Raw genomic sequence first — 12,891 nt, 5'->3', positions numbered from 1 at the left:
CGGTGGTGTCTACTCTGATTTAGGAGAAAAGCAAAAGGCACTGGTCTTTTACAACCAAGCTTTACCCATATTTAGGGCTGTGGGCGATCGCGGTGGGGAAGCTACTACTCTCAATAATATCGGTGGTGTCTACTCTGATTTAGGAGAAAAGCAAAAGGCACTGGACTTTTACAACCAAGCTTTACCCATAATTAGGGCTGTAGGGGATCGCCGTGGGGAAGCTACCACTCTCAATAATATCGGTGGTGTTTACGATGCTTTAGGAGAAAAGCAAAAAGCACTGGACTATTACAACCAAGCTTTACCCATAGATCGGGCTGTGGGCGATCGCGGTGGGGAAGCTACCATTCTTGATAATATTCGTGCATTAGGAGGGTTTTAAGTATAGGCTTTTAAAGCTCACTGATGTTTTTTGTTTGTAAAAGGTTTTACCTGGAGTCAGCGAAAAAATTAAAACCCAGCAGCAACGGTTAAGGGAATTTGTTGATCAACTTATTGAAGACTTGGACAAACAGTAATATATGGATAGTTATGGGTAGAAATTATCAAACTGTTTCTACCCCTAAACAAATCATCACAGTTACATTGACATTAGACCTGCACACGTTACGCGCTATTTTCTTAGCGTGTTCAATCCGTTGCCGTACGGGCGAAGCATTCGCGCTGTTGAGTTGTCGGTTGGTCGCATAATTTTTATAAGCGAATGCTTCGCCCCTACTTTTTTGTAAATCGTTTATTATACAATATATACAAAATGTCAGTGCAGGATTTATCCTGCAATTAGCCTTCATCCCGCAACTGTTGCACAGGTGTGTCCTGCTGAGTCGGACACGCCTTCAAGGGTTTTCGGCATTCTCCTTATAAAACTGATTGGTGCGAATACTTTGGACTGGAGTTTTAAATGACTATTACCAGCATTTCACAGACAAAACCTTTAACAGACACAGAATTACAAAAAATTAACGCCTATTGGCGTGCAGCCAATTATCTCTCTGTTGGACAAATATACCTCCTTGACAACCCTCTTTTGAGAGAACCACTCCAACAAGAACACGTCAAACCTCGACTATTAGGACATTGGGGAACTACCCCAGGGCTAAACTTGATTTACGCCCACTTCAACCGAGTTATTAAAAAATACGACCTCAATGCAATTTACATAGCTGGTCCTGGACATGGTGGACCCGGAATTGTTGCCAATACCTACTTAGAAGGAACATATAGCGAATATTACCCCAACATCTCCCAAGATGAAGAGGGAATGCAAAAACTATTTAAGCAATTCTCCTTCCCTGGTGGTATTCCCAGTCACGTCGCCCCAGAAACCCCTGGTTCTATCCATGAGGGGGGAGAATTAGGCTATGCTTTAGTTCATGCTTACGGTGCAGTATTTGATAACCCTGATTTGATAGTTGCGGCGGTTGTGGGTGACGGAGAAGCGGAAACTGGACCCCTAGCAACTAGCTGGCATTCTAACAAATTTATCAACCCTGTTACTGATGGTGCAGTTTTACCAATTCTGCATTTGAATGGATACAAAATTGCCAATCCCACAGTATTAGCACGGATACCCCATGGGGAATTGGAAAGCCTATTTATCGGCTATGGCTATAAACCTTACTTTGTGGAAGGTTCAGATCCTGCGGAAGTTCACCAAAAAATGGCGGCAGTATTAGATACAATCATTCCTGAAATTCAAAGTATCCAAAGAGAAGCGCGGGTACATGGTTTCCAAGCACGACCGCAATGGCCAATGATTGTTTTACGCACTCCTAAAGGTTGGACTGGACCCAAGGAAGTGGACGGGAAGAAAACAGAGGGTTATTGGCGATCGCACCAAGTCCCTTTTAGTGATATAGCTGGTAAACCGGAACATCTGCAATTGCTGGAAGATTGGCTAAAAAGTTACAAACCTGAAGAACTTTTCGACACCAACGGTCAACTGATTCCCGAACTGGCAGAACTAGCGCCCAAAGGTCAGCGTCGCATGGGAGACAACCCCCACGCAAACGGCGGAATTTTGCTGCGTGACTTGAAAATTCCTGATTTTAGCAACTATGCTGTAGAAGTATTTAAACCAGGGACAGTTAACGCTGAAGCTACCAAAGTTACTGGCAAGTTTCTCCGTGACATTATGAAACTCAACGAAGAAAGCCGCAACTTCCGCGTTTTTGGACCTGACGAAACCGCCTCAAATCGTTTAGATCCTTTATTTGAAGTGACAAACCGCGCTTGGGATGCGGAAACTCTCCCGGAAGATGACCATTTATCACCGGACGGTCGAGTTATGGAAATCCTCAGCGAAACCAATTGTCAAGGATGGTTAGAAGGATATTTGTTAACAGGTCGTCATGGTTTCTTCTCCTGTTATGAAGCTTTTATTCACATCATTGATTCCATGTTCAACCAACACGCCAAATGGTTGAAAACAACTCGGCATATTACTTGGAGAAGACCAATTGCCTCTTTAAATTATCTTCTCACTTCTCATGTTTGGCGACAAGATCATAATGGTTTTTCTCACCAAGATCCTGGCTTTATTGACCACGTAATTAACAAAAAAGCCGAAATCATTCGTGTTTATCTGCCACCTGATGCTAACACTTTGCTATCAGTAACCGACCATTGTTTAAGAAGTCGGAATTATGTCAATGTGATTGTTGCTGGTAAACAACCTGCATTACAATATTTAGACATGGATTCTGCAATTAAACATTGTACTAAAGGTTTAGGAATTTGGGAATGGGCTAGTAATGATCAAGACAGTGAAACCGATGTAGTTATGGCTTGTGCTGGAGATGTTCCAACTTTGGAAACTTTAGCGGCTGTGGATATTTTACGGCAACATTTCCCAGATTTAAAAGTGCGAGTTGTTAATGTTGTTGATTTGATGACTCTACAGCCAAAAAGTGAACATCCTCACGGTTTAAATAGTAAGGATTTTGATACTATTTTCACAACTGATAAACCCATTATCTTTGCATTTCATGGTTATCCTTGGTTAATTCATCGTCTCACCTATCGGCATACAAATCATCAGAATATTCATGTGCGTGGTTATAAAGAAGAAGGAACAACAACCACACCTTTTGATATGGTGGTAATGAATGATTTAGATAGATTCCATTTAGTTATGGATGTGATTGACCGTGTACCAAAATTAGGTTCTCAAGCAGCTTATGTAAAACAAAAATTGCAAGATAAGTTGATTGAACATAAGCAGTATATTCAGAAACACGGTGAAGATATGCCAGAAATCCGCGATTGGACTTGGCCATATTAATAATTGAGTTAAGCTGATGTTATGGTAAGGGTTTAGCACTGCTAAACCCCTACACATGAGATAACAATAAACAATTTATTTTTCTGTTGATGCTGCAAAAGTTGTCCCTATTTCTCTGAATAATTTAGTATTTTATAATTAGTTTTTTGTAAAATTATAATTATCTATTTTCTAATATACTTCTCTCGACAATAGGTAATAGCCCAAATTAGCAACTATTACCCATTATCAAGAATTAGATTAACCCAATAAACCTTGGATTAATCCAGAATTACTGGTTAAGAAGAAAGCGACTACTGCGCCACCGATACCACCAATCAAGAAAGCACTGGCGAAATTATTCCAGCTTTCCTTAGAGTTAAAAGCATCAACAGGAGGATTGGGTACAGCAATACTAGCAAGAGCTTTACCAGGGTTGCTGTTAGCATATAGGGATAGGCAAGCTGTCAAAATTACAACCAATCCAATACTGCTTAATAAACCAGCTAAGGTAGCATTGGGGGCATTGCGTAAAGGACCTAATCTATGGAAAGGTCCAAATAGTAAATAACCATGAGCCATACCGACTTCCAAACCGCGTCTAAAAGGATTTAGACCGGGGCGATAAGCTGGTAAGTTGCTAATAAACCACTTCACCAAAGGAGCGGAATTGATGGGGGTTTCTAGATCGCCTTTTTGTGGATCACGTGCTGCTATTGCCATAACTTTTCGATTCCTTGGATCACTAGGTGGGTTTTTGATGAGCTTACTGCTTGAGTCATGTTGTTTGCTCGCTTTTAAATGAGAAAGATGGCATTTTTCATAAAAATTAATTTTGCCACTTTCTCATTTAGAAAAGTATGAAACCCGGAAACAGTGGACAACATGACGAGTTTCATACATTAGTGAAGATTGCTAATTTGAGTGATATTTTCACCTAACTAGGTTTGATAACTCAATGAGACAATCTACAAGCATAAGCTAATTTACTTAGCTTTTGTAAACCGGATTTTCAACCTATAGGGGGTGGAAAAGGAGGTCAGGGAAGAAGCGATTAAATTCAATCAAAATCCCGGCTGTGATTGTCAACCAGATAGTTGCTGCAACGGGAGCAGTGGAAATGAATGTAATCAAGTAGTTGGTTTCGTTACCTTTTTCAGCCATGAATTTAGTCTCCAGAATGAGTGATTGAAAACAAATGAATTAACGTGGCGAAACGGTAATTTCTGAATCCTTCGCGGTTAATTCGCCGGAGAGCAATTCCTTGATTGCTGCTGCGGGCCAAGCAAAACCGGAGGTGATGATAGGTAGAGCAATACCCAAATCAATTTGGATTTCTTTTTGCTCCGCATCTGATCCTGTTTTGATTGCTTGGAGATAAGCACGGCCTACCCAACCAATCCAACCAGCAATGTAGAGGAAGAGAATACTAGGGATTAAAAAATCACCAGCATGATCAAGACTGCCATCTACAATCAAGTGAGGATAACCTTCAGGGCCACAGAGCGCCTGAGAATAACGTTCAAACCGCTTTTTGCCAGATTCGGGGTCAGTGGTGGTGTTGCGGGCATTTAGTGCTAGCTCTTGAAAGGCGGGAGAGTCTTTACAAGGAACAAGGTTTGCGCCTAGTGCATTAGCTTCAGGAGCAAAATTGAACCAAAGAGTCATCACCAAAAGCAAAGCAAACAATCGTCTCATGGAGTTGTTTCCTTTTATTACAAAACGAGAAGTTTCTTGTACAAAACGAAGCGGCTTGTACAGTCTTTATTTTAGATAACTAGGAAGTTATCATACTCTTGGCTGGGAACTGAGTAAAGTTTAAGTCAACAAAAGTTAAAGCTTCTCAATCAAAAGATAGGGAAGCAGGGTAGGAAGCAGGGTAGGAAGCAGGGAGCAGGGGGCAGGGGGAGATATGAGAGAATGTATATTGCCAATTACCAATTACCAATTACCAATTACCAATTACCCATTCTATGACAACCGTTCTAGCCATTGAAACCAGTTGTGATGAAACTGCTGTTGCAATTATTAAGAATCGTGAAGTGTGTAGCAGTATTGTTGCTTCACAAATTTCTATTCATCAACAATATGGTGGGGTAGTACCAGAGGTGGCCTCACGTCAGCATTTAGAAACGCTGAATTATGAAATAGAGCAAGCGATGGAGTCTAGTCATCTAGATTGGAGTCAGATTGATGGGATAGCTGCCACCTGTGCGCCTGGACTAGTAGGAGCGTTGCTGGTAGGATTAACGGCTGCCAAAACCCTGGCAATTGTCCATGATTTGCCTTTTTTGGGAGTGCATCACCTGGAAGGTCATATTTACGCGACTTACTTGAGCGAGCCAAGTTTAAATCCTCCTTTTCTTAGCTTACTTGTTTCCGGCGGTCATACAAGCCTGATTTATGTGAAAGATTATGGTATATACGAAACCCTGGGAGAAACCCGTGATGATGCGGCGGGTGAGGCTTTTGACAAGGTGGCGCGGTTGTTGAAACTGGGTTATCCCGGTGGACCAATAATTGACAAACTGGCACAAACTGGCAATCCCCAAGCCTTTGGATTACCGGAGGGCAAAATTTCTTTACCAGGTGGGGGTTATCATCCCTACGATTGTAGTTTTAGCGGATTAAAGACAGCGGTATTACGTTTAGTGCAGCAGTTGGAGAAAGAGGGCAAAGAAGTACCAATTGCCGATGTAGTGGCTAGTTTCCAGGATACTATAGCGCGATCGCTGACCAAAAGAGCGATCGCCTGCGCTCGGAACTATGGATTAGATACCATTACTGTAGGTGGTGGCGTAGCAGCTAATAGTGGACTGAGAAAGCATTTACAAGCAGCAGCCAGTAAACATAACTTGCGGGTTCTATTCCCCCCCTTAAAATTTTGCACCGACAACGCCGCCATGATTGGCTGTGCAGCCGTTGAACACCTATCACGTGGCAGAACTTCTCCACTCACATTAGGAGTCCATTCCCGGCTCTCACTGAACCAAGTCATGCAGTTATACGAAAATTAATTCAGGAGTTCAGGAGGAAGGAGGAAGAAAGAAGAAGGAAGAAAGACAACTAACAACTGACAACTAACAACTAACAATTGACCGAATATGTTCAGCTACGGCTTCTGGCTGCTCTAACATAGCTAGATGTCCACAATCAGGAATTTCAATCACATTATCGCCAACGGATTGGAAAAGCCAATGAAAACTTGCTAAATGGCGGATATATTTGGGTTCCATCACCTTATCGTCAGCGCCAGCTAAAAAATAGACTGGCTGCTTTAATTTTGAGACTAATTGGGGTAAACAGTTAATTTCTGCTTCCGTAGTCGAGTCAAAAAGAGTTCCCAAAGCAGCTTCTGAATCAGCAACAATAAAATCAATCAGTCGTTGACGCGCCCAATATCGGTCTAAAGGATGTAATACACTAGCTTTAGTAAACAACAAATCAATCAAAGGCATTTGTGAAAGCCAACGAGGACGGACTTGTAAAAATTTTTGCCCAGCCGCACGAAATTGCTCAAACGCTTCTTTAAGATAAATCCCACCGCCTGCATTAATACAAATTACACCTTGAACACAATCAGGTAATTGAGTCGCTGTCCATAGAGCAATAGTGCCACCCAAAGAATGACCAATTAGCCAAGCACTAGAAATATTCAGGTGTTGGAGAAGCACAGCCAAATCCCGAGCATAAGCAGATGGAGAGTACATAGAATCCAAAGACAAACTAACCATACTAGAGTCTGTAGCAGTCAGTTCTATATCTGATGTCACCTGGGACTGTGATTCACCAAACCCTCGCAAATCGTAAGATAAACACTGTAAATCTACCGATAGACGAGAAATCACAGGTTGCCAATATACGCTACTATTTAGCCAACTGTGGATAAATACTAAAGTATGGGGGCATGATGTGGGAGCCGTTAGCTCATAAGTATGTGGAACGCCTAAGATTTCTATTGTTGCCATAATTAAATATCGTCCCCTCAATAGTGGGTGCGACTCAATACAGGTTTTTGGTAGTGCGGGCATCTTGCCCGCGTGAGCGAGACGCTCACACTACAGTCCATAATTTTCTGTTTATAAAAGCAGCAGCGGGTAAAATTGTCACTCAAGCGGGAAAGATACTTGAATTTCGGAAAATTTTTGCCTTTGGGTGAGTTTTATGGAGTAGTGTGAAAACAAAATGCTAGAGTTGAGAGTGATTGGGAAGAAACACCTCATAACTAGCTGTGAGTATTACAAACCGCTAAAACACCTAGAATATTTCTAGTGGATTGGCAAGCAATGATCATAGTGATGTTAAATGTGAATCAACACTTTTAAAAAGTGGAAACCAATTTTAGTCATACTACCCGAACTGCATTGGCATGGGTTTTTGGAAAACTTGGTTTAGCACTCCTGAATCTTTAGCGGCAAATAAAAACACTGCTGTTAATGAGCATACAGCGGAAGTTGATGGTAATTCTAGTGTAGGTAAGGATCAAATCATTTTCAGTACGGAAAGAGATATTGACCTTTATGAACTCGAAGAACTCTGTGATGCAGTTGGCTGGTCACGTCGCCCCCTGAGAAAAGTAAAAAAAGCGATTGAGCATAGTTTTCTCGTGGCCTCTATGTGGCAAGTACGAGGAAATAAAAAGCGTTTGATTGGTTTTGCCCGTGCTACCTCAGATCATGCTTTTAATGCCACTATTTGGGATGTAGTCGTTCATCCTGATTTTCAAAGTAGAGGTCTAGGTAAGGCATTAATGAAATATGTCCTCAAAAAACTTAGGAATGAAGAAATTAGTAATGTCACTCTTTTTGCTGACCCTCATGTTGTAGATTTCTATAAGACGATGGGCTTTATGTCAGATCCTGAAGGTATAAAAGGAATGTTTTGGTATCCTCAGTGATAAACGTGCCTGGGGTTTGGGGATTAGGGAACTAAGTATATTTCCCTAAATCTGATTTTTCTGGATTATTGGGTTTGCATTTATTCTTTTTTGTGATATGATAGTCGAGATGAGCCAAAAGAACATAATTTGATTTATGTGAAGATTGGTTTCTGTGACTTTACGGGATGTAGCGCAGCTTGGTAGCGCGCCTGCTTTGGGAGCAGGATGCCGCAGGTTCGAATCCTGTCATCCCGATTTGTGACATATAAGAACGCCACCCCCAAATTATTGGGGCAACCACGGGGGGTTTGCCCCTACGTGGGGAAATTTTCGGGGTTGTTGGGATGGAGGGTGTCAACATCCCATAATATTGGATTATCTCTTATATATTCTCGTAAGCGATCGCATGATTTTTCGTTACGAATAATGTGTTCATAATAATTGCGTTGCCATAGTCTCTTTTCAAAAGCTGGCCATTCCTTTTCATAAACACCATAACGATATTTAGTAGTGGTTAAAGACTTAAACCTATGAACAACATCTCCTAATTTCATTGAACAATTAGGTTCAAGAATAATAATGCCATGAATGTGATTAGCCATCAAAACGAAAGCATCAATATCAATTCCTTGGTAATGGGTAGGAATTTCATCCCAAACAGTTTGTACCATTTCTCCTGCGGGTGAAGGGTACATGATACCTTCTTGAATATTACCAAAGAGCGATCGCCTCTGGTTAATACAAATAGTCACAAAATACGCCCCTGCCTGAGAATAATCATATCCTTTCAGGCGAATAGAACGACGACGATGAACATTAGGATTATACGCCATAAAAACAAATAACATCCGTAGGGGCAATCCCCCCGTGGTTGCCCCGATCATCATTGGTTACACCGATAATTATCGGATTAATGATCAATTTTACATGGGTTTTGATGTAATGCGATCGCTGTAGCGACCTGGAATTATAATCGGCTCGACCTGCAATCATCGCTGTTTCCAACCAGAATTAGCTGCAACTATAAATTGACTTGAACCAGAATTAGTTGCAACTGAACCAGAATTAACTGCAACTGAACCTGCAATCATCAGTTTGAACCAGAATTAGTTGCTCCCCCGAAAGCCTGACCAAACAGCAGTTTGGGAGGTTAGTCAAAAAATATGCCAACACAGAAAGAAAACTATTGGAATTCAAACCAGAATTAACTGCAACTGACAGTAAAGGAAACGACCGTTTTCTTTACCAGTGCAACGAAAACTCAATTACCCCTCAATCGGGCTAAAGTTTAGTAACGAAACTCGGTAATTAAATCTAAGTCAAGATACTTTAAGAAGTAACGAGTTAATTTACTCGCTAACTGAGGTTTTTTGAATGTTGATAGGCTATGCCCGAATTTCAACAGACGACCAAAATTTGAACCTGCAAATAGATGCCTTGCAGAAAGCTGGTTGTGAAAAGATTTACTCAGACCGTATAAGTGGAGCAAAAGTCACCAGACCTGGACTGACCCTAGCATTAGAGGTAGCGCGGACTGGTGATGTACTCGTAGTATGGCGACTGGATCGTTTGGGGCGATCGCTTAAAGACTTGATTGAAATCATGTCCAGATTAGATGAAAGAGAAATTGGACTTTCTAGCCTGCAAGAATCCATCACCACAACAAATAAGAGTGGCAAATTGATTTTCCACCTGTTTGGTGCATTAGCAGAATTTGAACGTAACCTCATCCGTGAACGAACAAATGCTGGACTGGTAGCGGCAAGATCGCGTGGTCATAGAGGAGGTAGGCCAAAAGCCCTTGACCCAGCTAAACGTCAATTAGCAGTCAAACTTTACAGCGAAGGACAACACACCATTGTCGAAATCTGTAGACTCATGGGTATTTCTAAACCAACTCTCTATAACTACATAGCGGAGATAAAGACATAACATGGCATACAAGCAAATTCCAGTAGAGGCACTCATCAATTTACGCCAACGCCTCGAGGGGTTGCCCAGTCGTTGCCAAGAACGTCGAATTTTGGTTGAAGAGACAGCAGCTTCATACAATGTTTCAAAAAATACTCTATATCGAGCTTTACGTAATTTGTCACGTCCCAAATCTATTAATCGCTCAGATAGTGGGAAAACCAGAAAAATCCCACTCTCAGAAATGGAGCATTACTGTGAAATCATTGCTGCCATAAAAATTCGCACCACTAATAAAAAAGGACGACATATCTCCACAGTCAGAGCCATTGAACTGTTGGAGAAATCTGGCATGGATACACCTGATGGCTTTGTCAAATTACCAGCTGGTTTGCTGACCAGAAGTAGTGTGAATCACTATTTAAAAGCATTGGGGTATGACAATGAACGGATGACCAGGCAACCACCTGCGGTACGTTTTCAAGCCCAACACAGCAATGAGTGTTGGCATTTTGACCTAAGTACGTCTGATTTAAAACACGTAAAACAACCTTTATGGGTAAAAACAGGCAGAGGGAATCCATTACTGATGCTTTATAGCGTTGTTGATGACCGTAGTGGAGTATGTTACCAAGAATATCACTGTGTTTATGGGGAAGATGTAGAAGCGGCATTGCGGTTTTTGTTTAATGCCATGACAGCAAAAAAACCTGACGGATTTCCCTTCCAGGGAATTCCAGAAATGATTTACACAGATAATGGACCAATTGCTAAAAGCCATGTATTTCAAAACGTGATGGATTGTTTGAAAATCAAACTGGTCACACATATGCCTGCGGGTAAAGATGGTCGGCGGGTAACAGCCCGTTCTAAGGGCAAAGTAGAAAGACCTTTTCGGACAGTCAAAGAAGCTTATGAGACTTTGTATCACTTTCACGAACCAGAAAACGAAGTTGAGGCTAATCTTTGGCTGCGACAGTATTTGCTACTTTATAACGAAAAATTACATCGAGAGTTACCACATTCACGGACAGAAGATTGGTTACGAAATTTACCCAAATCAGGAATACGCTCAATGTGCAGTTGGGAGCTATTCTGTAATTTTGCTCGTGAACCACAACAAAGAAAAGTTGGTGGCGATGCCAGAGTATCAATTGAAGGCGTAGCTTATGAAGTAGATCCTGACTTGGCAGGAGAAACTGTGGTCTTGTGGTGGGGTTTATTTGATAACGAGTTATACGTTGAATTTAACTCACAACGTTACGGTCCATTCTGTCCAGTTGATGCACCTATCCCCTTACATCGTTATCGTAAGCACAAGAAAACTAAAACTGAAGAACGAGCAGATCGGGTGGCAGATTTGGCTAAAAAACTGAACTTACCACGTGAAGCATTGGAGCAAAACGTAGATATAGAATTTCTGGTGGATAAGTACAAGACTCTGGAACCAACTGTTACACCTTTTCACAACCCAGACCCATACCAAGAATTTACATATCCCAGCATATTATTGGCGAAACTAGCGATTTCGGATTATCTGGCGCTGCCATTGGCTAAATTATCTACTGAACAAATGGCATTTATTGACGCACTGTTAATTGAAACTCTCAATAAAAAAGCGATTATTGACCGGGTAAGACAGTATTTCCAAAACCGAAAAGGAGGAGAACAAAATGCGTAACTGTTGTTATGGAACACTTTCATTTGGTTAAAGAATTTAACAAAGCTGGATACTATGAGACTGACTACCAAAAGCAAATGTTTAAGGACATTAAATTTGCTATCCATTCAGGAAAGCTGGTAGCAATCACTGGAATTATTGGGTGTGGCAAGACAACTACTTTACGACGTTTGTTCGATGTTTTGGAGAAGGAAGGCAAGATGATAGTCTCCAAGTCGCTTTGTGTTGAGAAGAAACGGACTACTTTGCCTACACTCATTGCAGCTTTATTTTACGATTTATCCACAGATAAAGAAATAAAAATCCCAAAAGATGGTGAAAAACGAGAACGGGAACTACGTAACCTGATTAAAAAAGGTAAAAAGCCAGTGGCACTGTTTGTGGATGAGGCTCATGACTTACACTATAGTACACTGACTGGACTTAAGCGTTTAATTGAGGTAGTTGAAGATAGTGGTGGTATACTCTCAGTAGTTTTAGCTGGTCATCCAAAGCTGAAAAATGATTTGCGCCGTCCCATGATGGAAGAAATTGGGTATCGAACAACTGTCTTCTCTTTGGAAGGTATTGTTGGCAATCAACGAGAATATATTGAGTGGCTAGTATCAGAATGTACTATAGACGACACTGTTAGCAGTGATATCCTCGATGCTGAAGCCATTGAATTACTTGCCACACGCCTAAGAACTCCACTGCAAATTGAACAACATTTGACACTAGCTTTTGAAGCGGCATATCGAGTTGCCGTAAAACCTGTAACCACTGTCATCATTGAGTCTGTCTTATCTAAGCAAATTGATGATTTGGAACCCACTCTCACCAGACATGGTTATGACGTGAGCGGATTAGCTGAACAGTTCAATGCCAAACCTGCTGAAATTAAGTTACTGTTTCGTGGACAACTTGATCCACCACGAGCGCGTGAGTTACAAGAGCAAATGTTGGCGGCGGGATTACCGCTTTAACGGGAATAAAAATACAAGTGAAATTATAGTTGCAACTAATTCTGGTTCAAACCGATGATTGCAGGTTCAATTGCAGTTAATCCTGGTTCAGTTGCAACTAATTCTGGTTCAAGTCAATTTATAGTTGCAACTAATTCTGGTTGGAAACAGCGATGATTGCAGGTCGAGCCAATTATAATTCCAGGTCGCTACA

At 41.3% G+C, this 12,891-nt stretch carries 13 protein-coding genes and 1 tRNA gene; 8 read left to right on the top strand and 6 right to left on the bottom strand.

The genetic code is table 11. The annotated features are described in order from the left end of the window. Nucleotides 1-382 (top strand): tetratricopeptide repeat protein (locus AN490_RS03560; RefSeq protein WP_300000010.1); only part of this gene is annotated, 382 nt, incomplete at its 5' end. A gap of 163 nt (nucleotides 383-545) precedes the next feature. Here the strand turns inward: AN490_RS03560 and AN490_RS03555 are convergent. Then, complete coding sequence (locus tag AN490_RS03555; protein WP_300000008.1) at nucleotides 546-791, bottom strand: hypothetical protein; 246 nt, start codon at nucleotides 789-791, stop codon at nucleotides 546-548. A 110-nt stretch (nucleotides 792-901) separates the two neighbouring features. On the opposite strand from AN490_RS03555, the gene AN490_RS03550 reads away from it, so the two are divergent. Then, on the top strand, nucleotides 902-3,283 hold the full coding sequence (locus AN490_RS03550; protein WP_300000006.1) for a phosphoketolase: 2,382 nt from the start codon (nucleotides 902-904) through the stop codon (nucleotides 3,281-3,283). 240 nt (nucleotides 3,284-3,523) lie between these two features. On the opposite strand, the gene AN490_RS03545 is transcribed toward AN490_RS03550, so the two are convergent. From AN490_RS03545 to AN490_RS03535, 3 genes are all read right to left on the bottom strand, one after another. After that, nucleotides 3,524-3,985: a photosystem I reaction center subunit XI gene (locus tag AN490_RS03545; RefSeq protein ID WP_300000004.1), complete on the bottom strand. Its 462-nt coding sequence runs from the start codon at nucleotides 3,983-3,985 to the stop codon at nucleotides 3,524-3,526. Between the two features lie 294 nt (nucleotides 3,986-4,279). After that, nucleotides 4,280-4,426: a photosystem I reaction center subunit IX gene (gene psaJ, locus AN490_RS03540; protein WP_015079100.1), complete on the bottom strand. Its 147-nt coding sequence runs from the start codon at nucleotides 4,424-4,426 to the stop codon at nucleotides 4,280-4,282. Between the two features lie 39 nt (nucleotides 4,427-4,465). Next, nucleotides 4,466-4,960, bottom strand: coding sequence for a photosystem I reaction center subunit III PsaF (locus tag AN490_RS03535; RefSeq protein ID WP_015079099.1), 495 nt, complete (start codon nucleotides 4,958-4,960; stop codon nucleotides 4,466-4,468). 275 nt (nucleotides 4,961-5,235) lie between these two features. Between AN490_RS03535 and tsaD the strand changes: the two genes are divergently transcribed. Then, nucleotides 5,236-6,279, top strand: a complete 1,044-nt coding sequence (gene tsaD / locus AN490_RS03530; protein WP_299999998.1) for a tRNA (adenosine(37)-N6)-threonylcarbamoyltransferase complex transferase subunit TsaD — start codon at nucleotides 5,236-5,238, stop codon at nucleotides 6,277-6,279. Between the two features lie 63 nt (nucleotides 6,280-6,342). On the opposite strand, the gene AN490_RS03525 is transcribed toward tsaD, so the two are convergent. Continuing rightward, complete coding sequence (locus tag AN490_RS03525; protein ID WP_041457743.1) at nucleotides 6,343-7,230, bottom strand: alpha/beta hydrolase; 888 nt, start codon at nucleotides 7,228-7,230, stop codon at nucleotides 6,343-6,345. 401 nt (nucleotides 7,231-7,631) lie between these two features. On the opposite strand from AN490_RS03525, the gene AN490_RS03520 reads away from it, so the two are divergent. Both AN490_RS03520 and AN490_RS03515 read left to right on the top strand, forming a co-directional pair. Continuing rightward, nucleotides 7,632-8,159, top strand: a complete 528-nt coding sequence (locus AN490_RS03520; RefSeq protein WP_299999995.1) for a GNAT family N-acetyltransferase — start codon at nucleotides 7,632-7,634, stop codon at nucleotides 8,157-8,159. Between the two features lie 163 nt (nucleotides 8,160-8,322). Continuing rightward, nucleotides 8,323-8,396, top strand: a tRNA-Pro gene (locus AN490_RS03515). 59 nt (nucleotides 8,397-8,455) lie between these two features. Here the strand turns inward: AN490_RS03515 and AN490_RS03510 are convergent. Next, complete coding sequence (locus tag AN490_RS03510) at nucleotides 8,456-9,028, bottom strand: transposase (RefSeq protein WP_299999993.1); 573 nt, start codon at nucleotides 9,026-9,028, stop codon at nucleotides 8,456-8,458. Nucleotides 9,029-9,515: 487 nt separating this feature from the next. Between AN490_RS03510 and AN490_RS03505 the strand changes: the two genes are divergently transcribed. From AN490_RS03505 to AN490_RS03495, 3 genes are read left to right on the top strand one after another with little or no spacing between them, the layout of a single operon-like run. Further along, nucleotides 9,516-10,073 carry a recombinase family protein gene (locus AN490_RS03505; RefSeq protein WP_299999992.1) on the top strand — a complete coding sequence of 186 codons (558 nt, stop codon included), beginning with the start codon at nucleotides 9,516-9,518 and terminating at the stop codon, nucleotides 10,071-10,073. A gap of 16 nt (nucleotides 10,074-10,089) precedes the next feature. Beyond that, nucleotides 10,090-11,733 (top strand): IS481 family transposase, encoded by a 1,644-nt coding sequence (locus AN490_RS03500; RefSeq protein ID WP_300000107.1) that lies wholly within the window; start codon nucleotides 10,090-10,092, stop codon nucleotides 11,731-11,733. An 8-nt stretch (nucleotides 11,734-11,741) separates the two neighbouring features. Continuing rightward, nucleotides 11,742-12,698 carry an AAA family ATPase gene (locus AN490_RS03495; RefSeq protein ID WP_366925013.1) on the top strand — a complete coding sequence of 319 codons (957 nt, stop codon included), beginning with the start codon at nucleotides 11,742-11,744 and terminating at the stop codon, nucleotides 12,696-12,698. Nucleotides 12,699-12,891: the final 193 nt, after the last annotated feature.

This window comes from Anabaena sp. AL09 (assembly GCF_001672255.1).
Taxonomy (GTDB): Bacteria; Cyanobacteriota; Cyanobacteriia; order Cyanobacteriales; family Nostocaceae; genus Dolichospermum; species Dolichospermum lemmermannii.
This window is presented reverse-complemented; position numbering and strand designations above follow the sequence as displayed.